This is a genomic window from Microbacterium sp. 10L49, assembly GCF_056395125.1.
This window is the reverse complement of sequence record NZ_JBFTIW010000001.1, coordinates 452,553-477,641: the sequence shown is the minus strand read 5'-3', so window position 1 is coordinate 477,641 and position 25,089 is coordinate 452,553. Positions and strand designations below refer to the sequence as shown.

Sequence of the window (25,089 nt, the reverse complement as noted above, 5' to 3'; positions counted from 1 at the left end):
TCCAGCCTCCCCACGGCGCTTCCGGCGCTTACCCCCCGAAGCAGGGGATGTACAACCCCGCGTTCGAGAAGGACGCCTGCGGCCTGGCCATGGTCGCGACGCTCCGCGGGGAGCCGGGCCACGACATCATCGCGCTCGCCCTCGAGGCGCTGCGCAACCTGGAGCACCGCGGCGCGATCGGCTCCGACGCGGGCACCGGCGACGGCGCCGGGATCCTGACGCAGATGCCGGACGCGTTCCTGCGTGCGGTCACCTCGTTCGAGCTTCCTCCGGTGGGCGAGTACGCCGCCGGGCTCGCCTTCCTCCCGCTCGACTCGCGGTCGCGTCGCGAGCAGAAGGCCGGGATCGAGAAGATCGCGCGCGCCGAGGGCCTCACCGTGCTCGGCTGGCGCGAGGTGCCCACCGCGAACCAGCACCTCGGCAAGCTCGCCGACGAGGCCCGCCCCGCCTTCGAGCAGCTGTTCGTCTCGCGCCCCGCCTCGAGCGGAGCCGAGGCGCTTTCCGGCATCGCGCTGGACCGGGTCGCCTACAGGCTGCGCAAGCGCGCCGGCCATGAGCTCGGGGCCTACTTCGTCTCGCTGTCCGCCCGCACGCTGGGCTACAAGGGCATGGTCACGACTCTGCAGCTGGAGCCGTTCTACCCCGACCTGCAGGACGAGCGCTTCGCCTCCGAGCTCGCGGTGGTGCACTCCCGGTACTCGACCAACACCTTCCCGTCCTGGCCGCTCGCGCAGCCGCTGCGCATGCTCGCGCACAACGGCGAGATCAACACCGTCGGCGGCAACCGCAACTGGATGCGCGCCCGCCAGTCGCAGCTCGAGTCCGAGCTGCTCGGCGACATCCGCCCGCTGCTGCCGATCTGCACCGACGGTGCGAGCGACTCCGCCTCGTTCGACGAGGTGCTCGAGCTGCTCACCCTCACCGGGCGCAGCCTGCCGCACTCCGTGATGATGATGGTGCCGGCTGCCTGGGAGCGTCAGACGGACCTGGATCCGGACCTGCGCGCGTTCTACGAGTACCACGCGAACCAGATGGAGCCGTGGGACGGTCCCGCCGCGCTCATCTTCACCGACGGCACCGTCGTGGGCGCAACGCTCGACCGCAACGGACTGCGCCCTGGGCGCTGGACCGAGACGACGGACGGCCTCGTCGTGATCGGCAGCGAGACCGGTGTCCTGGAGTTCGAGCCCGAGCGCATCAAGCGCCGCGGCCGCCTGCAGCCCGGCACGATGTTCGTCGTCGACACCGCCCAGCGCCGCATCGTGGAGGACGAAGAGGTCAAGCGCGACCTCGCCGCCCTGCACCCGTGGCAGGAGTGGCTCGATGAGGGACGCGTGCGCCTCGCCGATCTGCCGGAGCGCGAGCACATCGTGCACCCGGTCGCGTCGATCACCCGTCGTCAGCGCACCTTCGGCTACACCGAGGAAGAGGTGCGGATCCTGCTCACCCCGATGGGGCAGACCGGCGCCGAACCGCTCGGCGCCATGGGCAGCGATGCGCCGATCGCGGTGCTCTCGGAGCGTCCGCGGCTGCTCTTCGACTACTTCGTGCAGCAGTTCGCGCAGGTCACCAACCCGCCGCTGGACGCGATCCGCGAAGAGGTCGTCACGAGCCTCTCGCTCGGTCTCGGGCCGGAGCGCAACCTGCTGGACTGGGGACCCGACCACGCACGCACGATCGTGCTCGACTTCCCCGTCATCGACAACGACGAGCTCGCCAAGCTCCGTCACATCGATCGCGCCCGCCCGGAGCGCTCCAGCGCGACGATCAAGGGGCTCTACCACTTCGATCTGGGTCCGCACGCGCTCGCACGGCGCCTCGAGGAGATGTGCGCCGAGGTCGACGCCGCGATCGAGGACGGCGCGGAGCTGATCATCCTCAGCGACCGGGACTCCAACAAGGACCTCGTCCCGATCCCGTCGCTGCTCATGCTGTCCGCGGTGCACCACCACCTCATCCGCCGTGAGGACCGGATGAAGGTCGGGCTGATCGTCGAGGCCGGAGACGTGCGCGAGGTGCACCACGTCGCGACCCTGATCGGTTACGGCGCCTCCGCGGTGAACCCCTACCTCGCGATGGAGACGGTGGAGCACCTCGTGCGCACCGGCTACATCACCGGCATCACGCCGGAGAAGGCCGTCCGCAACCTGATCTACGCGCTCGGCAAGGGCGTGCTCAAGATCATGTCCAAGATGGGCATCTCCACGGTCGGCTCGTACGCCGGCGCGCAGGTGTTCGAGGCGGTCGGCCTCAGCCAGGAGCTCGTCGACGCGTACTTCACCGGCACCGAGACCAAGCTCGGCGGCATCGGCATCGAGGACGTCTTCGCCGAGAACCAGGCGCGCCACGACTTCGCCTACCCCGAGGACGCCGCGGCGCGTGCGCACGAGCGCCTCTGGACGGGCGGCGAGTACCAGTGGCGCCGTGACGGCTCGCCGCACCTGTTCAACCCGGACACCGTGTTCCGTCTGCAGCACTCGACGCGCACCCGGCGGTACGACATCTTCCGCGAGTACACGCAGCTCGTGGACGACCAGGCCAAGGAGCTGAAGACCCTGCGCGGCCTGTTCGAGCTGCGCACGGGGGAGCGCCCGCCGGTGCCGATCGACGAGGTCGAACCCGTGTCCTCCATCGTCAAGCGGTTCTCCACCGGTGCGATGAGCTACGGATCCATCTCGCAGGAGGCGCACGAGACGCTCGCGATCGCGATGAACCGTCTCGGCGCGAAGTCGAACACCGGCGAGGGCGGTGAGGATCCGGATCGCCTGGTCGACCCGGAGCGCCGCAGCGCGATCAAGCAGGTCGCGTCCGGCCGTTTCGGCGTGACCAGCCAGTACCTCACGGCGGCCGACGACATCCAGATCAAGCTCGCACAGGGTGCCAAGCCCGGTGAGGGCGGTCAGCTGCCGCCGCAGAAGGTGTATCCGTGGATCGCGCGCACCCGGCACGCGACGCCCGGGGTCGGGCTCATCTCGCCCCCGCCGCACCACGACATCTACTCGATCGAGGATCTCAAGCAGCTCATCTTCGACCTGAAGCGCGCCAACCCGAACGCCCGGATCCACACCAAGCTGGTCAGCCAGTCCGGCATCGGCGCGGTCGCTGCCGGTGTCGCCAAGGCGCTCAGCGACGTCGTGCTGGTCTCCGGCCACGACGGTGGCACGGGCGCGAGCCCGCTGAACTCGCTCAAGCACGCGGGCACCCCGTGGGAGCTCGGCCTCGCCGAGACGCAGCAGACGCTCATGCTCAACGGCATGCGCGACCGCGTCGTGGTGCAGGTCGACGGCCAGCTGAAGACGGGCCGCGACGTGATCATCGGCGCCCTGCTGGGTGCGGAGGAGTTCGGCTTCGCCACGGCGCCGCTCGTGGTGAGCGGCTGCATCATGATGCGCGTGTGTCACCTGGACACCTGCCCGGTCGGTGTCGCCACCCAGAACCCGGTGCTGCGCGAGCGGTTCACGGGCAAGCCCGAGTTCGTCGTGAACTTCATGGAGTTCATCGCGGAGGAGGTGCGCGAGCACCTCGCCGCACTCGGCTTCCGCAGCCTGGAAGAGATCGTGGGCCGGGCGGATCTGCTGCGCACGGACGCGGCCATCAAGCACTGGAAGGCGGACGGTCTCGACCTCGCCCCGGTGCTCGAAGGTCCTGTGTTCCCCGCCGGGGAGCCCCGTCGCAGTGCTCGCGCGCAGGACCACGAGCTGGAGAAGCACTTCGATGCTCCTCTGCTCGAGGCCGCCCGCGAGGCGATCGCTCAGGGCACGCCGGTCTCCTTCGATCTGCCGATCCGCAACACCGAGCGCGCCGTCGGCACGATGCTCGGCCACGAAGTCACCGTGCAGCACGGGGGAGAGGGGCTGCCCGCGGGCACGATCCGGATCTCCCTGCACGGCACTGCCGGGCAGTCGCTCGGCGCGTTCCTGCCGCGGGGCATCTCGATCTGTCTGGAGGGCGACGCGAACGACTACGTCGGAAAGGGTCTCTCCGGTGGCGAGATCGCGGTCCGTCCGCATCCCGATGCGACGTTCGTGCCGCAGCACAACGTGATCGCCGGCAACGTGATCGGCTACGGCGCAACGAGCGGCACGATCCACATCTCCGGCGTCGTCGGGGAGCGGTTCCTGGTCCGCAACTCCGGGGCGACGGCCGTCGCCGAGGGCGTGGGCGACCACGCGCTCGAGTACATGACCGGCGGCGTCGCCGTGATCCTCGGCAGCACGGGACGCAACCTCGGCGCCGGCATGTCCGGCGGCATCGCTTACGTGCGCGATCTGCACACCGAGCGCGTGAACCCGCTTTCGCTGAGCGCGGGGGAGCTGGAGCTCCTGGCTCTCGACGAGGTGGACACGCAGGAGCTGCGCGAGCTGCTGTCGCAGCATGTGGAGCGCACCGGATCCCCGCTCGCGGCGGAGATCCTGGCGGACGACGACTTCGCCGCCTCTTTCACGAAGATCCTGCCGCGGGACTACGCCGCCGTGCTGCGCACCCGCGCAGAGGCAGAGGCCGAGGGGATCGACCCCGACGGCTCCATCGTCTGGACCCGCATCCTGGAGGTGACCGGTGGCTGACCCCAAGGGCTTTCTGACCGTCACGGAGCGCGAGCTCCCCGCCCGCCGGCCCGTTCCGGTCCGCATCATGGACTGGAAGGAGGTGTACGAGCCGGGCGATTCGGCCGTGCTCCGCCGCCAGGCGAGCCGCTGCATGGACTGCGGTGTGCCGTTCTGCCACCAGGGCTGCCCGCTCGGCAACCTCATCCCGGAGTGGAACGATCTCACGTGGCGCGGCGAAGGCCGCGCGGCGATCGACCGCCTGCACGCGACGAACAACTTCCCGGAGTTCACCGGACGGCTGTGCCCGGCGCCGTGCGAGAGCGCCTGCGTGCTGGGCATCAACCAGCCCGCCGTCACGATCAAGCAGATCGAGGTCTCGATCATCGACGAGGCCTTCGCCTCGGGCTGGGTCGAGGCGCAGCCGCCGGAACGGCTCACGGGCAAGACCGTCGCCGTGGTCGGATCCGGCCCCGCCGGTCTCGCCGCCGCTCAGCAGCTCACGCGTGCAGGGCACACCGTCGCGGTGTTCGAGCGCGACGACCGCATCGGCGGGCTGCTGCGCTACGGCATCCCGGACTTCAAGATGGAGAAGTCGCACCTCGACGCGCGCCTGCGCCAGATGTCCGAGGAGGGCACGCGGTTCCGCGCCGGCGTGAACATCGGCACCGACATCAGCTGGGCCGATCTGCGCGCCCGGTACGACGCCGTGGTGATCGCGACCGGGGCGACCCTGCCGCGCGAGCTCGCGATCCCCGGACGGGACCTGGACGGCGTGCACTTCGCCATGGAGTACCTGGTCGAGTCGAACAAGGCCGTCGCCGGGGATCCCGTGTCGAACCAGATCACCGCCGAGGGCAAGCACGTGATCGTGATCGGCGGCGGCGACACCGGTGCCGACTGCATCGGCACCGCGCACCGTCAGGGCGCGCTCAGCGTGACGAACCTCGCGATCGGACGGCAGCCGTCGTCGGGACGCCCGGAGCACCAGCCCTGGCCGATGATGCCGACCGTGTTCGAGGTCTCCTCGGCGCACGAGGAGGGCGGGGAGCGGCAGTACCTGGCCTCCACCGTGGAGTTCCTCGGCAACGAGGCGGGCGAGGTGCGCGCATTGCGCGTCGCCGAGACCGAGTTCGTGGACGGCCGTCGCGTTCCCAAGAGCGGCAGCGAGCGGGAGATCCCCGCGGATCTGGTGCTCATCGCGATGGGCTTCACCGGCCCCGAGCACGAGGCGTACGGCGAGGACGGTCCGCAGCGCACCGAGCGCGGCGCGTTCCGGCGTGACGAGGACTACGCATCCACCATCCCGGGCGTGTTCGTCGCCGGCGACGCCGGACGAGGCCAGTCCCTCATCGTGTGGGCGATCGCCGAGGGACGCGCCGCAGCGGCCGCTGTGGACAGGCACCTCATGGGACAGACCGTGCTGCCCGCTCCGGTCCGCCCGTCTGATGTCGCGATCGGGGTCCAGCCCGCGTAGGCTGGCCCCGGCCTCGTGGCCCTTATTCCATCCCCCTGACACTTATCGGAGAACGCATTGAGACGTGCCAAAATCGTGGCCACACTCGGCCCCGCAACCTCGACGTATGAAACGGTGCGGGCCCTCATCGATGCGGGGGTCGATGTCGCCCGGCTGAACCTCAGCCACGGGGACTACTCCGTGCACGAGAACAACTACGCGAACGTCCGCCGCGCGGCGGAGGACTCCGGTCGCGCCGTCGCCGTCCTCGTCGACCTGCAGGGCCCGAAGATCCGCCTCGGCAAGTTCGAGGCCGGCCCCTACGAGCTCGCGGTCGGCGACATCTTCAAGATCACGACCGAGGACATCCTGGGCAACAAGGACATCTGCGGAACGACCTTCAAGGGTCTTCCGCAGGACGTCAAGCCCGGCGACTTCCTCCTCATCGACGACGGCAAGGTCCGTGTCGAGGTCATCGAGACCGACGGCACCGTCGTCACCACGCGTGTCGTGGTCGCCGGCGCCGTGTCCAACAACAAGGGCATCAACCTGCCCGGCGTCGCGGTCAGCGTCCCCGCGCTGAGCGAGAAGGACGAGGACGACCTGCGCTGGGGTCTGCGCATCGGCGCCGATCTCATCGCGCTGTCGTTCGTCCGTGACGCGTCCGACGTCACCCGCGTGCACGAGATCATGGCCGAAGAGGGCGTGAAGGTCCCGGTCATCGCGAAGATCGAGAAGCCGCAGGCCGTCGACAACCTCGAGAGCATCGTCGACGCGTTCGACGGCATCATGGTCGCCCGCGGCGACCTGGGCGTCGAGCTGCCGCTGGAGGCGGTCCCGATCGTGCAGAAGCAGGCGGTCGAGCTCGCCCGCCGCATGGCGAAGCCCGTCATCGTCGCAACCCAGATGCTCGAGTCGATGATCTCCAGCCCGGTGCCGACCCGCGCCGAGACCTCCGATGTCGCGAACGCCGTCCTCGACGGCGCCGACGCCGTCATGCTCTCTGGCGAGACCAGCGTGGGCGACTATCCCGTCATCGTCGTGGAGACGATGGCTCGGATCATCGAGTCCACCGAGGACCACGGCCTGGAGCGGATCGCCCCGCTGACCACCAAGCCGCGCACCCAGGGCGGCGCGATCACGCTCGCGGCTCTCGAGGTCGCCGAATTCGTCGAGGCCAAGTTCCTCTGCGTGTTCACGCAGTCGGGCGATTCGGCGCGGCGCCTGTCGCGACTCCGTTCGCGCATCCCCATGCTCGCGTACACGCCGGATCCGGCGATCCGCCGCCGTATGGCCGTCACCTGGGGCGTCAGCACGAGCCTGGTGAACTTCGTGCCGCACACCGACATGATGTTCCACCAGGTCGACGAGCATCTGCTCGGGTCGGGCCTCGCCGAAGTGGGCGACAAGGTCGTGGTCATCTCCGGCTCCCCTCCCGGGATCGTCGGATCGACGAACGACCTGCGCATCCACCGTGTCGGCGACACCGTTCACGGCGCCGCTCCGGCCTATCAGGCCAAGTAGGACGCGCACACGAGGGCCGGCCCCATGGGGCCGGCCCTCGTGGCATCCGCAGGTGCGCTACAGTCGATCCGGGCCGGCGTGGCGGAATGGCAGACGCGGAGCACTCAAAATGCTCTATCCGGAAGGGTGTGTGGGTTCGAGTCCCACCGCCGGCACCATGGTTCACAAGATCCGAAACTGCTGTCCAGTAGGATGGATCCGTGACTGAAGAGCAGCAGCCTGAGCAGCCCGCCTCGTCCGCTCCGCGACGCGTTGTCGTCGCCGAGGACGAGTCGCTGATCCGCCTCGACATCGTCGAGATCCTCCGCGACAACGGCTTCGATGTCGTCGGCGAAGCCGGAGACGGAGAGACCGCGGTGCAGTTGGCCACGGAGCTGCGTCCCGACCTCGTCATCATGGACGTGAAGATGCCCCAGCTCGACGGCATCAGCGCCGCGGAGAAGCTGCACAAGGGCAACATCGCGCCCGTCGTGCTGCTCACCGCGTTCAGTCAGAAGGAGCTCGTCGAGCGCGCGAGCGAGGCTGGTGCCCTGGCCTACGTCGTCAAGCCGTTCACGCCGAACGACCTTCTCCCGGCCATCGAGATCGCCCTGGCCCGCCACGAGCAGATCATCACGCTCGAGGCCGAGGTCGCGGACATGGTCGAGCGCTTCGAGACCCGCAAGCTCGTCGACCGGGCCAAGGGCCTGCTGAACGAGAAGATGGGCCTCAGCGAGCCCGAGGCGTTCCGCTGGATCCAGAAGGCATCGATGGATCGCCGCCTCACCATGCAGGACGTGGCGAAGGCGATCATCGAGCAGCTCGCCCCCAAGAAGTAAGGGCGTGGATCTCGGCGACGGGATCCTGCTCCGCCCGCTTCTTCCCGGAGACGGCGCCGAGCTCGCCGCGGCGTACACCCGTAACCGCGCTCACCTCGCGCCGTGGGAGCCGCTCCGCACAGCGGAGTTCTTCACCACCGCGCGCCAGGACGAGTTCGTCCGAGAGTCTCTGCGCGGTGTGCACGAAGGGCGTACTGCCGCCTACGTGCTGGAGGACGCCGACCACCGCATCGTGGGACGGGTGAACCTCAGCGACATCGTGCGCGGGGCGTTCTGGAGTGCGCACCTCGGCTACTGGATCGACAAGGACCTGACGGGCCGCGGGGTCATGCGCGCCGCGGTCTCCGCCGTCTGCGCGCTCGCACGTGACGACCTCGGACTGCACCGGGTCCAGGCGGCGACGCTCGTGCACAACGAGGCGTCGCAGCGCGTGCTGCGGGCCATCGGCTTCACCGAGATCGGTCACGCTGCGCGCTACCTGCGCATCGCGGGGGAGTGGCAGGACCACCTGCTGTTCCAGCGGATCCTGGAGGATGCTCCGGACAGCGGGTCCTGAGCGGTCAGGCGCCGGGAAGGTCCTTGATCATGTTCGTGATCCGGATCGTGGAGCAGCGCCGGCCCTGATCGTCGCTCACGGCGATCTCGTGCACGGTGATGCTGCGGCCCAGGTGCACCGGGGTGCACACGCCCGTGACGACGCCGCTGGTGGCCGAGCGCGTGTGGGTCGCGTTGATGTCGACGCCCACCGCGAGTCGCCCGGGGCCGGCATGCAGGTTCGCCGCCATCGAGCCCAGAGACTCGCCGAGCACGACATAGGCGCCGCCGTGCATGAGCCCGACCGGCTGCGTGTTTCCTTCGACCGGCATCGTGGCCACGCAGCGGTCCACCGAGAACTCGACCCAGCTCAGACCCATCTTCTCCGCCAGGGCGCCCATGCCGCGTTCGACCGCCCAGTCCATCCCGGAGCCGGTCGGTGCAGCGGTCGTGTCCACAGGGTCGCTCACGCGGATCCTCCTCGATTCGATGTCCGCAGGGCTCGTTAGGCTGGAGTCGTGACGGACTCCGCAAAGCCTACCCTCATGGTCGTCGACGGCCATTCGCTCGCATACCGGGCGTTCTTCGCCCTTCCGGTGGAGAACTTCACCACAAAGGACAACCAGCACACGAACGCCATCTACGGCTTCCTGTCGATGCTGGTGAACCTCATCAAGGCGGAGCGGCCGACGCACATGGCGATCGCCTTCGACACGTCGCGGCACTCGTTCCGCACCGACGTATACCCGGAGTACAAGGCGACCCGCTCGGAGACCCCTTCGGAGTTCCGCGGGCAGATCCCGCTGCTGCAGGACTGCCTCGCGGCGATGTCGATCCCGGTCCTGACGAAGGAGGGCATCGAAGCCGATGACATCCTCGCCACGCTCGCCGCGCAGGGATCCTCGCAGGGCTTCGACGTGCTCGTCGTCTCCGGGGACCGCGACACGATCCAGCTCGTGAACGACGAGGTCACGCTGCTCTACCCGAACGTGCAGGGCGTGTCGCAGCTCAAGCGCTACGACCCGATCACCGTGCAGGAGCGCTACGGCGTGCGCCCCGAGCAGTACCCCGACATCGCCGCTCTCGTGGGTGAGACGAGCGACAACCTGCCCGGCGTGCCGAAGGTGGGCGAGAAGACCGCCGTGAAATGGCTCACGCAGTTCGGATCGCTCGATGAGCTGCTCGATCGCGCCGACGAGATCAAGGGCGTCGTGGGCGGAAACCTCCGCGAGCACATCGAGGACGTGCGCCGCAACCGCAAGCTGAACCGGCTGCTGCAGGACGTCGAGCTCCCCGTCGGCCCCTCAGACCTCGAGACGCGTCCGATCGACGCGCAGGCCGTGCGCGACATCTTCGCCCGCCTGGAGTTCCGCACGCTGCTGCCGCGGGTGTTCGAGGCGGTCGGCGAGGATGCGCCCGCCGAGGAGACCGCTGCCACCGTCGCCGTACCGGCTGCCACGGAGCTCTCCGTCGAAGGGGTCGCGGCGTGGCTCGCCACAGCCACCGGCGACGTCGCGGTCGAGGTGACCGCCGCCGGCGGACTGCCACGGCGCGTGGGGCTCGCACACGGCGACGACCTCGTCGAGCTCTCGTGGTCGCCGCAGGTGCAGGCCGCTCTCGCCGATTGGCTCGCGTCCGACGCGCCGAAGATCTTCCACGACGCGAAGCCGCAGGTGAAGGCACTGCACAGCGCAGGCGTGCGCCTGGGCGGGCTGGCCTACGACACGAACCTCGCGGGATGGCTGCTCCGCCCGAGCTATCCCGACAAGACGCTCGCCGACCTCGTCGACCGCTACCTGGGTGAGAAGCTGCCGGAGGCGGATCCGAGCCAGCTCGTGCCGGAGACGGAGGGAGCCTCGCCCGCCCAGCTCGCCTGGTTCACGGCCCGCGTCGCCACCGCCCTGCGCACGGACGTTCCGGAGAGCGTCGACCGGGTGCTCCGCGAGATCGAGCTGCCCACCCTCATCACTCTCGCCGACATGGAGCTCGCGGGCGTCGCCGTCTCGCACGAGATCCTCTCCGGCTTCTCGCAGGAGCTGGGGGAGCGCGCGAGCCGCATCGCGGAGGAATCCTTCGCGATCATCGAGCGCGAGGTGAACCTCGGCTCGCCCAAGCAGTTGCAGGAGGTCCTCTTCGAGCAGCTCGAGCTGCCGAAGACCCGCAAGACCAAGACCGGGTACTCCACCGACGCGGCCGTGCTCGCAGACCTGCAGGAGAGCAACCCGCATCCGTTCCTCGACCTGCTGCTGCAGCACCGTGAGGCCACGAAGCTCCGGCAGATCATCGAGTCGCTCGACACGGCCATCCGCGCCGACCACCGCGTGCACACGACGTATGTGCAGACGGGCAGCCAGACGGGCCGGCTCAGCAGCACCGACCCGAACCTGCAGAACATCCCGGTGCGCACCGAGGAGTCGCGGCGCATTCGCAGCGCGTTCCAGGTCGGCGAGGGCTACGAGACGCTGCTGACGGCGGACTACTCGCAGATCGAGATGCGCATCATGGCGCACCTCTCCGGCGACGAAGGCCTCATCGAGGCGTTCAACTCGGGGGAGGACCTGCACCGCTTCGTGGGTGCGCGCGTGTTCGGCGTGGAGCCCGAGGAGGTCACGCCGGCCATGCGCACCAAGGTCAAGGCCATGTCCTACGGCCTGGTCTACGGTCTCAGCGCCTTCGGCCTGTCCAAGCAGCTGCGCATCGAGCAGTCCGAGGCGAAGCAGCTCATGATGGAGTACTTCGCCCGCTTCGGCGCCGTGCGCGACTACCTGCGCGCCTCGGTGATCGCCGCGAAGGAGGTCGGCTACACCGAGACGATCTTCGGGCGACGCCGACCGTTCCCGGACCTCGTCAGCCCGAACCGCGTGCTCCGTGAGAACGCCGAGCGGGCGGCGCTCAACGCTCCGATCCAGGGCAGTGCGGCCGACATCATGAAGGTCGCGCTGTTCCGCATCCACGCCGACCTGCTCGAGGCCGGCCTCGCCTCCCGGGTGCTGCTGCAAATCCACGACGAACTCGTGGTCGAGGTGGCGCCCGGGGAATGGGATGCCACCGAGCGCATCGTGCGCGAGCGCATGGCCGGCGCCGCGGACCTGTCTGTGCCGCTGGACGTGCAGGTCGGTCGCGGCGGCGACTGGAACGAGGCCGCGCACTGACGCAACGCCGCGGAACGGGAACCGCTCCACGATGCGCGCCCTCAGCCGCGTCGTTCCGTGGAGCGGAGCCCGTTCCGTGGATAGGCTCAAGGGATGACCGCAGAGCAGCCCACGACGCGCAGGCCGTCCACCATCGATCACATCGCGGAGGGCTGGGTCGACACCCTGACTGAGCTCTCGCCGATCCTCGGCACCTACATCGGCCGCAACGAGGTGAACGGCCGCCTCGACGACTTCAGCCCGGCGGGCCACGAGCACGCCATCGCCCAGACCCGCCGCGTACTCGCAGAGCTCGAGGCGGCGGAGCCCGTCGACGAGATCGACCGGGTCACCAAGACGGATCTCTCCGCCGAGCTCGGGCTGACGCTGGAGCAGCACGATGCGCAGTGGCATCTGCGTGACCTGAACGTCATCGCCTCCGCCGCACAGGATGTGCGCCAGGCTTTCGACCTCATGCCGACGGCGACGGCCGATGACTGGAGCGTCATCGCCGAGCGTCTCGGCGCGATTCCCGCCGCGCTGGACGGATATGTCGAGACTCTGCGCGAGGGCATCGCGAAGGGTGTCGTCCCGGCCCGGCGACAGGTCGTCGAGGTCGCCACGCAGATCGCGCGGTACACGGCCGACGACGGCTTCTTCGCCGCGTTCGTCGCCGAGGCCTCGACCGACGAAGGGCAGCTGCCCGCGAGCCTCGCCCGCGACCTCGCCGACCGCTCCGCCGCCGCCCGCGTCGCCTACGACGGCCTGCGCACGTTCCTCAGCGCTGAACTCGCTCCCGTCGCCGGCGAACAGGACGCGGTGGGACGCGAGCTGTACGCCCTGGCTTCTCGCCGGTTCCTCGGGGCGACGATCGACATCGACGAGACCTACGAATGGGGCCGCGAAGAGCTCGCGCGCATGGTCGCCGAGCAGACCGCCATCGCGAACGAGATCCTGCCCGGATCCACCGTCGAGGAGGCCGTGGCCCACCTCGAGGCCGACTCTGCGCGCAAGCTCGTCGGCACCGACGCCCTGCAGCGATGGATGCAGGAGACCAGCGATCGGGCGATCGCCGAGCTCGGCGCCTCGCATTTCGACATCCCGGAGCAGATCCGCGAACTGGAATGCATGATCGCGCCGACGCAGGAGGGCGGGATCTACTACACCGGCCCGACCGATGACTTCTCCCGTCCCGGGCGCATGTGGTGGTCGGTGCCGGAGGGCGTCACGGAGTTCGACACCTGGCGCGAGCTCACCACCGTCTACCACGAGGGCGTTCCCGGGCACCACCTGCAGATCGCCCAGGCCACGTACAACCGGGCGGAGCTGAACACCTGGCGTCGCGTGCTCGCCGGCACCTCCGGTCACGCGGAGGGCTGGGCGCTCTACGCCGAGCGCCTCATGGAGCAGCTCGGCTACCTCGACGATCCCGCCGACCAACTTGGCATGCTGGACGGGCAGCGCATGCGCGCGCTGCGCGTGGTGCTCGACATCGGCGTGCATCTCGGCAAGCCGCGCCTCGACGGCGAGGGTGTCTGGGATCACGACTACGCACTCGACATGATGCGCCGCAACGTGAACATGTCCGACGAGTTCCGACAGTTCGAGGTGAACCGCTACCTCGGCTGGCCGGGGCAGGCGCCGTCGTACAAGGTCGGCCAGCGCATCTGGGAGCAGGTCCGCGACGCGGTCAAGGAGCGCGAGGGCGATGCCTTCGACATCAAGGCGTTCCACAAGCGCGCCCTCGACATGGGAGGGGTCGGGCTCGACACGCTGCGGAGCGTGTTCCAGGTCGACTGAGCGCGCTCGCTCCGGCCCGAGAGGTCGCGGGAATGTCCGCGGCCCCTTCCCGGTTCATTCAGCTGAATAGAAAGAGGATCGGGTATGGACATCGAGTTCGGGCTGGACACGTTCGGCGACATCACGGTCGACGCGGCGGGGAACACCCTCAGCGGCGCGCAGACCATCCGCAACATCGTCGAGCAAGCCGCCCTCGCGGACCGCGTCGGAGTCGACTTCTTCGGCGTGGGGGAGCACCACCGCAAGGACTTCGCCGTGTCGAGCCCGGAGATGGTGCTGGCCGCGATCGCTTCCCGCACCGAGCGGCTGCGCCTGGGCACGGCCGTTACCGTGCTGAGCTCGGACGATCCCGTGCGCGTCTACGAGCGCTTCGCCACGCTCGACGCGCTCTCCGGCGGTCGCGCCGAGGTGGTGCTGGGACGCGGCTCCTTCACCGAATCCTTCCCGCTGTTCGGCTTCGATCTGCGCGACTACGACCGGCTCTTCGAGGAGAAGCTCGAACTGTTCGTCGAGCTTCTCAAGGAGGAGCCCGTGAACTGGCAGGGAACCGTCCGGCCCCCGCTCGAGAACGCCGACGTCTTCCCGAAGACCGCCGCAGGCATGCGCACCTGGGTGGGCGTCGGGGGATCGCCGGAGTCGGTCGTGCGCGTCGCGCGACACAGCCTCGGGCTCATGCTCGCGATCATCGGTGGACCGGCGGCGCGGTTCCGCCCGTTCATCGACCTGTACCACCGCTCCGTCGACGCGTTCGGGAACAAGGCGCTCCCCATCGCGGTGCACTCACCGGGGCACATCGCCGACACCGACGACGAGGCCTGGTCCACCGCGTACCCGGGCTTCGAGACGATGCGCAACACGATCGGCGCCGAGCGGGGCTGGGGCACCGGGTACAGCCGAGCCCAGTTCCAGAACGAGGTGGGTCCGGAAGGCGCCGTCTACGCCGGTTCGCCGGAGCGGGTCGCCGCCAAGATCGCCGACACGGTGCGCACTCTCGGTCTCGGCCGGTTCGATCTCAAGTACGCGACAGGTACGACCTCGCACGAGGCGCTCATGCGCAGCATCGAGCTCTACGGCACCGAGGTGATCCCGCGGGTGCGGAAGCTGCTCGCAGAGGACTGACCCACGTCGGTCGCTGACGGGGCCGGACGGTCGTGCGTCTGCCCGGCCCCGTCGTCGTAGGCTGAACGAATGAGTGCTGTTCGTTTCGTCGCCATCGGCGACTCCTTCAGTGAGGGCGTCGGTGACGAGCTTCCCGACGGCACGGTCCGCGGGTGGGCCGATCTCGCCGCGCTGGGCTGGGCGGATGCGCTCGGCGAGCCGATCGCCTATGCGAACCTGGCGATCCGCGGACGCCTCGCATGGCCGGTGGTCGAGGAGCAGCTGGAACCGGCCTTGGCCCTGAAGCCGACCCACTTGTCCTTCAACGCCGGCGGCAACGACATGCTGCGCCCCAAGGCCGACATCGAGCACATCGCCGATGCGTTCACGCGGGTGCTCCGGCGTTGCGACGAGGCCGGCGCCACCCTCATCGTGCTCTCCGGAGCGAACCCCTCGGGACAACTCCCGTTGTCATCACTGATCCAGCGCCGCGGCGACGAGCTGTCCGCCGCTGTGCTCCGCCGGATCCAGGATCGCCCCGACGTGCTCCAGGCGCTGAACTGGCCGGACCGCCAACTCAGCCGACCCGAGTACTGGGCCGAGGATCGCCTCCACATGAACGCCAACGGACATCACCGCGTGGCCGCGAGGGTGCTGGATGCCGTCGGCGTCGGTGCCCCCGAAGAGTGGTGGCAGGCCCGCGACGTGCCGGAGGAGGAGCCCCTGAGCACCGCCGCGTACTACCGGCGGCACGTCGGGCCCTGGATCAAGCGCCGTGTGACGCGCCGGTCTTCCGGCGACGGCCGCCGGCCGAAGTTCGCCGACTGGACCGAGATCAGACCGTCTTCCGCGGGCTGAGCAGGTCGCGCGATACTGCTCAGCCCCCGTGCGGTCAGTGCGAGACGCGGGCGAGGAACTCGGCTGTCGCAGGGTGCTGCGGTGCGTCGAAGATCTGCTGGGGCGGTCCCTGCTCCACGAGCACGCCGTCCTTGAGGAAGACGACCCGATCGGCGACGTCGCGCGCGAAGGACATCTCGTGCGTGGCCATGAGGATCGTGGTACCGCGCCCCTTGAGCTCCCGGACGAGATCGAGCACCTCGCCGACCAGCTGCGGGTCGAGCGCGCTCGTGATCTCGTCGAGGAGCAGCAGTTCCGGATCGATCAGGATGGCACGCACGATCGCCACACGCTGCTGCTGCCCGCCGGAGAGACGGTCGGGGTAGGCATCCGCCTTGTCACCGAGGCCGAGCGCGGTCAGCAGCTCCCTACCACGCCGGCTCGCCTCCGCCTTCGGCATGCGGTGCACACGGCGTGCCGCGAGCGTGACGTTGTCGAGCACGGTGAGATGCGGGAACAGGTTGAAGTGCTGGAACACGACCCCGATCCGTGCGCGAATCGCGTCCGCATCGATCCGCGGATCCGTGATGTCGGTTCCCGAGAGCAGGATCTGCCCGTCATCGACGCGCTCGATGAGGTTCATCGTGCGGAGGAGCGTGGACTTTCCGGATCCGGACGCGCCGATGAGCACGACGACCTCATGCGCATCGACGGCCAGGTCGATCCCGCGCAGCACATCATGGTCGCCGAAGCGCTTGCGCACTCCGATCGCTTCGATCACGGGGGCGGTCATACGATCCCTCCGGCCTGCTCGCGCTTGTTGAGACGCGCGGTGACGACGTCCGTGAGACGGATCATCGGCCAGCTCAGGATCACGAAGAAGAGTCCGGCGACGATGTACGGCGTGAAGTTGAACGTCTCGGCGACCTGCAGCTGAGCCGCACGGACCGCGTCGATGGCGCCGAGGACTGAGATGAGTCCCACGTCCTTCTGCATCGAGACGAAGTCGTTCATGAGCGCGGGGACGACCTTGCGCACGCCCTGTGGGATCACGACGATCCGCAGGGTCTGCCCATGCGTGAGACCCAGCGACCGGGCGGCGACCCGCTGCGACGGGTGCACGGCCTCCATGCCGGCGCGGAGCACTTCGGAGACGTACGCCGAATAACTGATCACGAGGGCGATCGTGCCCCAGAACATCGCGGGCATCCGGGGGAAGATCATGAGCGCCGGGATCCCGAAGCCCACCAGATACAACACGATCAGCAGCGGGACGCCGCGGAAGAAGTCCGTTTACGCGGCCGCGAGAAGACGCAGCGGGAAGAACACCGGACCGCGAAGGGAGCGCAGGACGGCGAGCAGCGTGCCCAGCAGCGCTACGCAGACCGCCGCGATCACGAGCACGAGGATGTTGAGCAGCAGGCCCTGGAAGATCGGGCCCACGCTCGCGACCGCCACCTTCGGATCGAAGAAGGTCTCACGCACGACCTTCCATCCCGGGGTGTTGGCGATGACGATGACGAGGACGCCAGCCACCACCAGGCTGCTCAGCAGCGCGAGCAGAACGGAAAGCGTCGTCGCACGGCGGCGCTGTGCGCGACGCGACAGCTCGAGGGGGCTCGGCTGCCACGCCGCGTCGGCGAGGGGAGAGGTCACTTCAGGACGGGGACGTTCACGGCCTCGCTGAGCCACTTCTTCTGCAGCTCGGCGATGGTGCCGTTCTTCTGCAGGGCGTCCACGGCTTTGGTGACGGCCGGAGTCAGCGCGGAATTCTTCGGGAGCACGAAGGCGAACTGGTCTCCGCCCTTGTCATCGGCGAACTGGCCGATCACGCTGGCGTTCTCGAGCTGTGCCCCGGTCACGTAGAACGCCCCGGGCAGATCGGTGATCATCGCGTCGATCTGGCCGCCCTTGAGAGCCTGGACGACATCGTCGACCGAGTTGAAGACGCTGAGGTCGCCGGTGCCGAGCTGCGCCTTCGCGACGGTGTAGCTCGTCGTGCCGGTGGCGACGCCGACCTTGGCCTTCTTGAGGTCGGCGATGCTCGTGGCCGTGGCGGCGGGGGTGCCCTTCGCGGCGACGACCGCCTGAGTGGTCGTGTAGTACGACGACGAGAAGTCGACGGCCTTCTTGCGGTCCTCGGAGATCGAGAACTGCTGGATGTTGAGATCCCAGTCCTTGGGGCCGGGAGCGATCGCGGCGTCGAAGCCGGTGCGCGTCCAGACGATCTGCTTGTCGGAGAACCCGAGCTCGGTGGCGACGGCGTGGGCGACAGCACCCTCGAAGCCCTTGCCGTTGGCGGGGTCGTTGTCGATGAACCAGGGCTCGTAGTCGGGGTCGCCCGTGGCGATCGTGAGCTTGCCCGCGGTGACGGTCTGCAGGGCGGCGCCGGTGGCGTCCGCACCAGCGGACGGCGTGGACGACGAGGCGGGGCCGCTGCAGGCGGCAAGGACGAGGGCGGCGGCGACGACCGTCGCCGTGAGCGCGGTGCGGCGCAGAGCGGGTGCGAGGGACACGGGGACTCCTGAGGTGCGGGGGCGGGGGCGGACGGGTATGGCTGCGGGCGCAGGTGCCCCGTTCATACCGTAGAGGAATCGGCGAGACGCCAGTCGGCGAAGTCGAAACCGGGCGAAACGAAACAGGAGACCAGCACCTCGCTGTCGTCGAGGGGGCGTGCGGCCTGCCAGACTCCGGCGGGGACCAGCGCCTGCGCGGCATCGCCGGGGCCCAGCACGATCTTCTCGGCTTCTCCCGGAGCGGCTCCGGATCCGCCGAGACTCAGCTCGAGGCGGCCGGGGCCGTGCCAGAGCCAGAGTTCGTCGCTGGAGACGACGTGCCACGCGCTGGATTCCTCCGGCGTGAGGAGATAGTGGATGCAGGTGGCCGCGGGGCGCGTGCCGCCGACGGTCTCGACCGGAATGGCGCTCGTCCAGGTGCGGCGGAACCAGCCTCCTTCGGGGTGCGGTTCGAGATCGAGGCGGATCGCGGTCGCGGGAACAGGCGCAGTCATGGGTGGCTCCGTTACAGGGCGGTCAGGGGTGTTTCGAAGGCGGCGGTCGCGTGTCGGACCTCGCCGGCGATGACGGTGGCAGCGGATCGCCCCGCGCCGGACTCCACGAGCTCGACGACCGCGTCCGCCCCCGGTGCGACGTCGAAGAACGCCAGGTCTGCGAGCGCGCCCACGGCGAGGTAGCCGGTGCGGTCCGGGCCGACGTCGATCCCCATGGCGTGCGCGCCGCCCAGGGTCGCGGCGTTCAGGAGCCGCGCGTGCAGGTCACGGTCGGTGTACCCCTGCGACCGGGCGATGCGTGCGAGCTCGGCGACGTCCGCGAGCAGGTCCAGCGAGGGGCTGGACGAGAGCGAGTCGGTCCCCACCGCGATCGGGTTGCCCTCGCGCAGGTATGCGGCGATCGGCGGCTCCTCCAACCCGATGACGGCGTTCGAGCGGGGGCACAGCGCGACGCTCGTGTGCCGTTCGCGCAGGATCGCCCGATCGCGCGCGCTCATGTAGACGCCGTGAGCGATATGGCAGTCGGGTCCGAGTACCCCGAGCTGGTCCACGAACTCGGTCGCGCTCGTGCCGAAGCCGGCGTCGCGCAGCTCCTGGAAGCTCGCCAGGCCCGCTGTATGCCAGGCGTGCGCCTGATCGTGCGCGAACTCGCTCTCGAACGCCGCCTCACCGAGGTGGATGTGTATGCGTCCGCCGCGCTCGCGGACGATGTCAGGGATCTCCAGGAGCGGTTCGATATCGAGCGAGTAGGGGGCGTGCGGCGACAGCCCGGTGCCGGGGGGAGTGGGCAGTGCGTCGAGCGACTCCTCCACCTGACGGCGTCCGGTGCGGGCCCACTCCGCATTGGTCCAGCTCATCACCTCCCAGTAGGTGATGCCGTGCAACCCCGCATCGTGCAGTGCGGATGCCGCGGTGCGGTCGGTCACGACATCGGCGGCGGCAGTCGTCCCGCTGCGGATCAGGCGCGACGCGCCGTCCGCCGCATCCGCGGCCCAGTCCCGTCCCTGCTCGTACACGGGGTCGAACGCCGTCGCCCAGTCCTCGAATCCGCGATACCGGCCTCGACCTACCTCCGCCATCCCGGTGTACTGCAGGTGGGTGTGCGCGTTGACCAGCCCAGGTATCAGTACGCCGGGCCAGTGCACTTCTGAGGGCGTGAGACCCCGATCCGAGAGGGATCTCCGCACCCAGGCGCGTTCACCCACGTGCAGGATCCTGCCGTTCTGCACGGCCACCGCGCCGTCGGTGATCGGCGGTGCCGTGATCGGCAACACCTGGCCCGCGGAGTAGAGGGTGACGTCGTTCATGCAACGTCCTCCCGGCGGTAGCGAGGGGAGCGCCAGTCCTGCTGCGCGCGCTGCTGCGCCGTGCTGCGGACGTCGACGGCCTCGCCGCGCGCCGCGAGAGCAGCACGGGCGACGAGCTCGTCGGCGTCGCCGGGGAACGGGTGCACTCCCGCCGGCAGCGGCGAGGCGAGCAGCTGCTCGACAGCAGACAGCTGCACCGCGAACGACAGGTCCATGATCTCGATCGGGTTGCCCTCCGCCGCGGCAAGGTTGACGCAGCCTCCTCGAGCCACGAGCAGGGCGCCGTCGCCGACCTGCTCCAGGTGCGGGAGCACGGCTCCCGCGTGCGAGACCGGCTGCAGGCTCGTGGGGTCGAGATCCACCTCCTCGGGCACGCCGCCGGCCACGGCCACGACGCGGGCCGCGCGGAGGGTCTCGGCATCGATCGTGTGCGGCGCACCTGTGGCCGAGACGACAAGGGCGTTCGGCGCGAGGTCGCTCAGAAGACCGATCGCATAGCCGTCGTGCGCGGCGCGCAGGGCGCGCACCGGATCCGTCTCCGTCACGCCGACCGCGGCGCCGAGTGCGCGCAGATGCGCCGCGACGCCCTCACCGACGGGGCCGTAGCCGACCACGACCGCAGGCTGGTCCCGAATTCCGATACCTGCCACGTCCAGAACGTCGGCGATCGCGAACACACAGGATTGACCGGTGCCGTAGCGGTTGTCGAAGGCTGTCTTCATGGGCGCGTCGTTGACGGCGATCACGGGGATCCGCAGCGCGCCTTCGGCCGCCATCCGGCGCAGGGGAGTCAACCCGCTCGTCGTCTCCTCAGCCGCGCCTCTGAGGTCGGCCAGGACATCGGCCTCATGCGCGAGCCGGATCAAGTGCGAACCGTCATCAAGCAGCAGCTCGTGGCCCCGGCGGAGGAACGCGACGGCGGCTTCACGCTCTGCGACGCCGGACAGCGCAGGATCCCCGTCGACCGGAATACCTCGAGCGGGCAGAGCGGCGGCCACGTCGACGTCGATCTCATCCGGGTGGGCGTAGACCGCGACTTCGGCCCCGGCGTCGCGCAGGAGCAGGGCGAGCTGCGCCGTCTTCGGCTCGAGGACCATCGCGATGCCGATGCGAACGCCGCGCACCGCACCTGTGTCCCTCAGCCTCGCGGCGATGTCGCGCGACACGGGCATGTGGTCGCCCGCGAAGTCGATCCGGTCATCGGCGCCCTCTCGCGGAGGGAACGGGGCCCCGTCGAGCAGGATCTCGGCCTCTTCCCCCGGGACGAACGCGACGGCGCCATCGCCCACGCGAGCTCCGAGGCGAACGAGAAGCGTGCGGAGTTCGTCGGGAACATCGCCTTCGCCGATGACGTCGAAGGTTCGGCCTGCCACCAGCAGGTTGGTGTCGCGGGCGAACCGTCGCACGAGTCGCTCGGCGGTCAGGAGGGCTTCGGGCACGTGTTCAGCGTAGAGGTTCCGCACAGTCCGCCGACGCCGGGCGACGGTGCACCATCAGGGCGCTCAGGAGCGTCCGGTCAGCCGATAGGTGAGCTCGGCGAACGGCCCAGCCTGGCGAACACTGGTGAGCACGAGCTTGGTGTGATCGAGGTCCCGGGGGAGCAGCGGCTTGCCCGCCGCGAGAGTCACGGGAGCGAAGGTGACGACGATCTCATCGAGCAGGCCTGCGTCCGCGAACTGGCCCACCAGGTCTCCGCCGCCCACGATCCACACATCCCTGCCACCGGCTGCCTCGACGATGTCGGGCCAGTGCTCGGCGACCTCTCCCTGCACGAATCGGATGTCGGCGCCCGGCACGGGCTCCGGCGATCGCCGTGTGAAGACGAATGTCGGACGATCGCCGTAGAACTGCTGCCAGCGCTCAGGGTGGCGGAGGAGGTCCTCGTGGTCGCGCACCCACTCGTATGTCGACGCCCCCTCGACGAGAACGCCGACACTTTCGGTGAACGCCGCGATGTCGCCCGTGGCCTGCTCCTGCGGGATCGTGAGGAGCCAGTCCAGCGAGTCGTCGGGATCTGCGAGGAATCCGTTCAGCGTCGAGGCGGTGTAGAAGATCGCGCGTGTCATGTCGGAGACGCTACGGGACGGCTCCGACATCGGCGCCCGCAGCGCGGCGCTTCAGGTGCAGTTGCCACTCGCGCGCGGTGAGGAAGACGATGAACACGTCGAAGAGGGTGAGCGCGAGCATCCACCAGCTGAAGTGGACGATCAGTTCGTAGCACTGCAACGCGATGAAGACCGCGAGCGCCGCGAGCATCCACGGATACGCCCACAACTGCTGTTTCAGCAACGCCCAGACGAGCACCACCTTGATGACGCCGTGCAGCAGCAAGTACGCGGCCGCGAAGAGCGTCGTCCTAGTGCCCCACGAGTCTCTGAGGTGTATCGCCCAGTGGAAGACAGGGGAGTGCTCGTGTCCGACGAGGACGAAGGCGACCACATCGCCGAGCCACTCGCGCAGTCGGGCGGGTGAGAGGAAGAGCAACGCAAGACCGCCGATCAGCTCGGCCGCGCCGTCCAGTCCCTTGAGAACGATGCTCACCGCGAAGACCCGATCCAGAGCGCGGTGGGAAGCGGCGGCCGTCATGGACCCGATCGTACGTTCGGCCGCTCCTAGACTGCCCTGAGATGAGTGACATCGAGATGCGCGCCCTGCCGGCTGGTTCCGTCGTCTTGCACGATGCACGGACCAAGCGCCGCTGGAGAGTGGACCTGGAACCATTCGAGATCGGCGCATTCGCGGTGACCGAGGAGCAGGTCTCGGAGCTGCTCGGAATCGCGGCCGAGCACCCTGATCGCCCTGCCGTCGACGTCTCCTGGCAGCGCGCGATCCGCTTCTGCAACGCCGCTTCGGAGTGGGAGGGGCTGGATCCGGCCTATCGCTTCGATGGCACGGAGGTGCACTGGGATGTCACAGCCGACGGTTACCGCCTGCCGACCGAGGCGGAGTGGGAATACGCGTGCCGCGCCGGGTCGACCACGCCGCACTACGGACCGCTCCCGGAGATCGCCTGGACCGCCGCTGATGGCCTGCGCCACGCGCAACGTGTGGGGGAGCGGATGCCGAACCTGAACGGGCTCTTCGACACCCTCGGCAACGTCTGGGAGTGGTGCTGGGATCTGCTGGATCCGGCGCGCTACGGCGAGTACCGCGTGTTCCGCGGGGGCGGTTTCGCCGATGACGCCTGGAGCGTGCGCGCATCGGTACGTCGCGGGGGAGATCCCCGCACCACGCAGGACGACCTGGGCTTCCGCCTCGCCCGCGGCGGGTTCGACGGCGTCGACGCCGCCCAGGGCTGGTCGCTCAACGCGGACGAGGAGAGAGCGCTTCTCGCCGGTCCGCTGCCGTCGGGCTGGACGCCCCGGCGCTGACGCCCGCCGAGCGTGTTCCATCGAAAGGCGCCACCGCCCCCGACCGTGCACACCGATGCGAGGATGGCATCATGGCCGAGAGCACGCGTCCGACGCTGACGACCGAGCGCCTGATCCTGCGACCGCAGCAGGAAGCAGACGCCCTCGTGTTCCATCAGCTGTGGACCGAGCGCGATGAGCGCGTTCCTCCCCACCGTCGACTCGATGCGGAGGGGCGACCGACTGTCGCCGATATCGCGAAGGACATCCGTCGGGGGAGCGGTCAGGAGGCTCCCGGTCTGCTCACCGTGGTGCTCCGCGCGACCGGTGAGGCGATCGGATACTGCGGTGTGGTGTTCGACGGCACGGGCGATGCGAACCAGCCGGAACTGGCCTTCGAGCTCCTCCGCGAGGTGCACAACCACGGGTACGCCACAGAAGCCGGTCGCGCGGTGATCGCCTGGGCCGGCGAGTCCGGGCATGCGCGCCTCTGGGCGAGCGTGTGGGACTGGAACCTCGCGTCACGGCGCGCGCTGGAGAAGCTCGGGTTCGTCGAGACCGGCACGGTGACGAAGGAAGGCACACACGGTCGTTCACTGCTCACCGTGCGGGATCCCACTCCCTGACCGGCCTATTCTCGACGCAAGGAGGTCGAGCATGGCGACGATCGAGGATGTACGCGCACTCGGATCCACCTTGGAACGCTCGTACGAGGTCTACGTCCGAGGGCGGCTGAAGTTCCGCGTCGGTCAGCTCGTGTATGTCGCGTTCTCGGCGGACGAACGGACGATGGAGTTCGGCTTCCCCAAAGAACTGCGCGAAGGACTCGTCGGAGGTCAACCCGAGAAATTCCAGCTGCCGTCGCCGTCCGACATGCGATTCCATTGGGTGCGTTCCGAACTCGCGGCGCTCGACCCGGGGGAGGCACGCGAGTTCGTCGTCGACGCGTGGCGCATGGTCGTACCGAAGATGGTGTCTCGTGCCTACGACCTGGCACATCCTGACGGACCTGCATGATCGGTGACGCTCTGGGCCTTCACCCAGGTGGGAAGGGATAGGCTGTTGCCCAGGTTGTTGAAGTTGTGGTTTCTGCCGGAGTCCTGCTCCGGACCAGCTTCTGGGCTCGATCATCGATCGAGCGGGTATTCAGTTCAGTGACTCTGGTTGCGTCAGCCATTGTGATGCATTCTGACCGGTTGGTTCTCTGATCTCTCCTGCTGTTCCCGTATCCGACTCGTGGCCGACACCGGCCCCGGGACTCGCGTGGACCCCTCTCAGCCCGTCCGTTCACGGACGAACCCTGGCGCCGGAACGCGCCACCCCAGATTTCCCGACGGCCTCGTCGCGGATTCGCGGACCATTCAACGGGTCCCAGACAAGAAGGAATGACGACATGGCCACTGGCACCGTCAAATGGTTCAACACCGAAAAGGGCTTCGGATTCATCGCGCCCGACGACGGCAGCGCCGACGTCTTCGCGCACTTCAGCGCAATCACCGGTAACGGATACCGCAACCTCGAAGAGAACCAGAAGGTCTCGTTCGACTCCGAGCGCGGCCCCAAGGGCATGCAGGCTGCGAACATCCAGGCTCTCTGAGACTTCACGGCAAGCGGGCGTCCTCGGCACTCACGTGCCGGGACGCCCGCTTCTTGTTGCGCCGAGGTTCCGCCAGCATGGGG

General features: G+C 69.0%; 23 protein-coding genes and 1 tRNA gene. 14 read left to right on the top strand and 10 right to left on the bottom strand.

Going from position 1 to position 25,089, the window contains the following annotated elements:
- The first annotated feature begins 47 nt into the window (after positions 1-47).
- The 6 genes from gltB to AC1DCT_RS02285 all read left to right on the top strand — a co-directional run bounded on the left by gltB (position 48) and on the right by AC1DCT_RS02285 (position 8,898).
- Positions 48-4,565, top strand: coding sequence for a glutamate synthase large subunit (gene gltB / locus AC1DCT_RS02310; RefSeq protein ID WP_477427239.1), 4,518 nt, complete (start codon positions 48-50; stop codon positions 4,563-4,565).
- Positions 4,558-6,021 (top strand): glutamate synthase subunit beta, encoded by a 1,464-nt coding sequence (locus AC1DCT_RS02305; protein WP_477427238.1) that lies wholly within the window; start codon positions 4,558-4,560, stop codon positions 6,019-6,021. The genes gltB and AC1DCT_RS02305 overlap by 8 nt, the downstream gene beginning before the upstream one ends.
- 57 nt (positions 6,022-6,078) lie before the next feature.
- Positions 6,079-7,524, top strand: coding sequence for a pyruvate kinase (gene pyk / locus AC1DCT_RS02300; protein WP_440731758.1), 1,446 nt, complete (start codon positions 6,079-6,081; stop codon positions 7,522-7,524).
- Between the two features lie 72 nt (positions 7,525-7,596).
- Positions 7,597-7,682, top strand: a tRNA-Leu gene (locus AC1DCT_RS02295).
- 42 nt (positions 7,683-7,724) lie between these two features.
- Complete coding sequence (locus AC1DCT_RS02290) at positions 7,725-8,342, top strand: ANTAR domain-containing response regulator (RefSeq protein WP_045252013.1); 618 nt, start codon at positions 7,725-7,727, stop codon at positions 8,340-8,342.
- 4 nt (positions 8,343-8,346) lie between these two features.
- Positions 8,347-8,898 (top strand): GNAT family N-acetyltransferase, encoded by a 552-nt coding sequence (locus AC1DCT_RS02285; RefSeq protein ID WP_440731757.1) that lies wholly within the window; start codon positions 8,347-8,349, stop codon positions 8,896-8,898.
- A gap of 4 nt (positions 8,899-8,902) precedes the next feature.
- On the opposite strand, the gene AC1DCT_RS02280 is transcribed toward AC1DCT_RS02285, so the two are convergent.
- Positions 8,903-9,301 carry a hotdog fold thioesterase gene (locus AC1DCT_RS02280; RefSeq protein WP_440732429.1) on the bottom strand — a complete coding sequence of 133 codons (399 nt, stop codon included), beginning with the start codon at positions 9,299-9,301 and terminating at the stop codon, positions 8,903-8,905.
- A gap of 93 nt (positions 9,302-9,394) precedes the next feature.
- Here AC1DCT_RS02280 and polA point away from each other — a divergent pair, with 93 nt between their 5' ends.
- The 4 genes from polA (at position 9,395) to AC1DCT_RS02260 (ending at position 15,763) form a co-directional block, all read left to right on the top strand.
- Positions 9,395-12,028: a DNA polymerase I gene (gene polA / locus AC1DCT_RS02275; protein WP_477427236.1), complete on the top strand. Its 2,634-nt coding sequence runs from the start codon at positions 9,395-9,397 to the stop codon at positions 12,026-12,028.
- A 93-nt stretch (positions 12,029-12,121) separates the two neighbouring features.
- On the top strand, positions 12,122-13,807 hold the full coding sequence (locus tag AC1DCT_RS02270) for a DUF885 domain-containing protein (protein WP_477427234.1): 1,686 nt from the start codon (positions 12,122-12,124) through the stop codon (positions 13,805-13,807).
- A gap of 84 nt (positions 13,808-13,891) precedes the next feature.
- Positions 13,892-14,926 (top strand): LLM class flavin-dependent oxidoreductase, encoded by a 1,035-nt coding sequence (locus tag AC1DCT_RS02265; protein ID WP_477427232.1) that lies wholly within the window; start codon positions 13,892-13,894, stop codon positions 14,924-14,926.
- A 69-nt stretch (positions 14,927-14,995) separates the two neighbouring features.
- Positions 14,996-15,763 carry an SGNH/GDSL hydrolase family protein gene (locus AC1DCT_RS02260; protein ID WP_440731753.1) on the top strand — a complete coding sequence of 256 codons (768 nt, stop codon included), beginning with the start codon at positions 14,996-14,998 and terminating at the stop codon, positions 15,761-15,763.
- 34 nt (positions 15,764-15,797) lie between these two features.
- Here AC1DCT_RS02260 and AC1DCT_RS02255 read toward each other — a convergent pair whose 3' ends face one another.
- The 9 genes from AC1DCT_RS02255 to AC1DCT_RS02215 form a co-directional block, all read right to left on the bottom strand.
- Positions 15,798-16,535: an amino acid ABC transporter ATP-binding protein gene (locus tag AC1DCT_RS02255; RefSeq protein WP_477427230.1), complete on the bottom strand. Its 738-nt coding sequence runs from the start codon at positions 16,533-16,535 to the stop codon at positions 15,798-15,800.
- Positions 16,532-17,002: an ABC transporter permease subunit gene (locus AC1DCT_RS02250; protein WP_477427228.1), complete on the bottom strand. Its 471-nt coding sequence runs from the start codon at positions 17,000-17,002 to the stop codon at positions 16,532-16,534. Before AC1DCT_RS02250 ends, AC1DCT_RS02255 begins: the two co-directional genes overlap by 4 nt.
- A 33-nt stretch (positions 17,003-17,035) precedes the next feature.
- Complete coding sequence (locus AC1DCT_RS02245) at positions 17,036-17,398, bottom strand: hypothetical protein (protein ID WP_477427226.1); 363 nt, start codon at positions 17,396-17,398, stop codon at positions 17,036-17,038.
- Positions 17,395-18,258: an ABC transporter substrate-binding protein gene (locus tag AC1DCT_RS02240; protein WP_477229094.1), complete on the bottom strand. Its 864-nt coding sequence runs from the start codon at positions 18,256-18,258 to the stop codon at positions 17,395-17,397. Before AC1DCT_RS02240 ends, AC1DCT_RS02245 begins: the two co-directional genes overlap by 4 nt.
- Before the next feature lie 62 nt (positions 18,259-18,320).
- The gene (locus AC1DCT_RS02235) at positions 18,321-18,752 is read right to left on the bottom strand and encodes a cupin domain-containing protein (protein WP_440731749.1); all 432 of its coding nucleotides are present in this window, start codon (positions 18,750-18,752) and stop codon (positions 18,321-18,323) included.
- An 11-nt stretch (positions 18,753-18,763) separates the two neighbouring features.
- On the bottom strand, positions 18,764-20,059 hold the full coding sequence (locus AC1DCT_RS02230; protein ID WP_440731748.1) for an amidohydrolase family protein: 1,296 nt from the start codon (positions 20,057-20,059) through the stop codon (positions 18,764-18,766).
- The gene (locus AC1DCT_RS02225) at positions 20,056-21,498 is read right to left on the bottom strand and encodes an adenosylhomocysteinase (protein WP_477229097.1); all 1,443 of its coding nucleotides are present in this window, start codon (positions 21,496-21,498) and stop codon (positions 20,056-20,058) included. The genes AC1DCT_RS02230 and AC1DCT_RS02225 overlap by 4 nt, the downstream gene beginning before the upstream one ends.
- Before the next feature lie 63 nt (positions 21,499-21,561).
- Positions 21,562-22,125, bottom strand: a complete 564-nt coding sequence (locus tag AC1DCT_RS02220; protein ID WP_477427224.1) for a dihydrofolate reductase family protein — start codon at positions 22,123-22,125, stop codon at positions 21,562-21,564.
- Between the two features lie 10 nt (positions 22,126-22,135).
- A complete protein-coding gene (locus AC1DCT_RS02215; protein WP_477427222.1) occupies positions 22,136-22,645 on the bottom strand; it encodes a DUF2127 domain-containing protein in 510 nt (169 codons plus the stop codon).
- A 41-nt stretch (positions 22,646-22,686) separates the two neighbouring features.
- Here AC1DCT_RS02215 and AC1DCT_RS02210 point away from each other — a divergent pair, with 41 nt between their 5' ends.
- The 4 genes from AC1DCT_RS02210 to AC1DCT_RS02195 all read left to right on the top strand — a co-directional run bounded on the left by AC1DCT_RS02210 (position 22,687) and on the right by AC1DCT_RS02195 (position 25,006).
- Complete coding sequence (locus AC1DCT_RS02210; protein WP_440731744.1) at positions 22,687-23,430, top strand: formylglycine-generating enzyme family protein; 744 nt, start codon at positions 22,687-22,689, stop codon at positions 23,428-23,430.
- A gap of 71 nt (positions 23,431-23,501) precedes the next feature.
- Complete coding sequence (locus AC1DCT_RS02205; protein ID WP_441975899.1) at positions 23,502-24,035, top strand: GNAT family N-acetyltransferase; 534 nt, start codon at positions 23,502-23,504, stop codon at positions 24,033-24,035.
- A 31-nt stretch (positions 24,036-24,066) separates the two neighbouring features.
- Positions 24,067-24,426 (top strand): MmcQ/YjbR family DNA-binding protein, encoded by a 360-nt coding sequence (locus tag AC1DCT_RS02200; RefSeq protein ID WP_440731742.1) that lies wholly within the window; start codon positions 24,067-24,069, stop codon positions 24,424-24,426.
- Positions 24,427-24,802: 376 nt separating this feature from the next.
- Positions 24,803-25,006 (top strand): cold-shock protein, encoded by a 204-nt coding sequence (locus tag AC1DCT_RS02195; protein WP_440731741.1) that lies wholly within the window; start codon positions 24,803-24,805, stop codon positions 25,004-25,006.
- The last annotated feature ends 83 nt before the right edge of the window (positions 25,007-25,089 follow it).

Coding starts and splice junctions, on each gene's coding strand:
- AC1DCT_RS02280 (WP_440732429.1), bottom strand. CDS start 9,301: ATGGACTGGGCGGTCGAACGCGGCATGGGCGCCCTGGCGGAGAAGATG.
- AC1DCT_RS02230 (WP_440731748.1), bottom strand. CDS start 20,059: ATGAACGACGTCACCCTCTACTCCGCGGGCCAGGTGTTGCCGATCACG.
- AC1DCT_RS02195 (WP_440731741.1), top strand. CDS start 24,803: ATGGCCACTGGCACCGTCAAATGGTTCAACACCGAAAAGGGCTTCGGA.
- AC1DCT_RS02200 (WP_440731742.1), top strand. CDS start 24,067: ATGGCGACGATCGAGGATGTACGCGCACTCGGATCCACCTTGGAACGC.
- AC1DCT_RS02210 (WP_440731744.1), top strand. CDS start 22,687: ATGAGTGACATCGAGATGCGCGCCCTGCCGGCTGGTTCCGTCGTCTTG.
- AC1DCT_RS02265 (WP_477427232.1), top strand. CDS start 13,892: ATGGACATCGAGTTCGGGCTGGACACGTTCGGCGACATCACGGTCGAC.
- AC1DCT_RS02220 (WP_477427224.1), bottom strand. CDS start 22,125: ATGACACGCGCGATCTTCTACACCGCCTCGACGCTGAACGGATTCCTC.
- AC1DCT_RS02260 (WP_440731753.1), top strand. CDS start 14,996: ATGAGTGCTGTTCGTTTCGTCGCCATCGGCGACTCCTTCAGTGAGGGC.
- AC1DCT_RS02215 (WP_477427222.1), bottom strand. CDS start 22,645: ATGACGGCCGCCGCTTCCCACCGCGCTCTGGATCGGGTCTTCGCGGTG.
- AC1DCT_RS02235 (WP_440731749.1), bottom strand. CDS start 18,752: ATGACTGCGCCTGTTCCCGCGACCGCGATCCGCCTCGATCTCGAACCG.
- AC1DCT_RS02255 (WP_477427230.1), bottom strand. CDS start 16,535: ATGACCGCCCCCGTGATCGAAGCGATCGGAGTGCGCAAGCGCTTCGGC.
- AC1DCT_RS02205 (WP_441975899.1), top strand. CDS start 23,502: ATGGCCGAGAGCACGCGTCCGACGCTGACGACCGAGCGCCTGATCCTG.
- gltB (WP_477427239.1), top strand. CDS start 48: ATGTACAACCCCGCGTTCGAGAAGGACGCCTGCGGCCTGGCCATGGTC.
- AC1DCT_RS02270 (WP_477427234.1), top strand. CDS start 12,122: ATGACCGCAGAGCAGCCCACGACGCGCAGGCCGTCCACCATCGATCAC.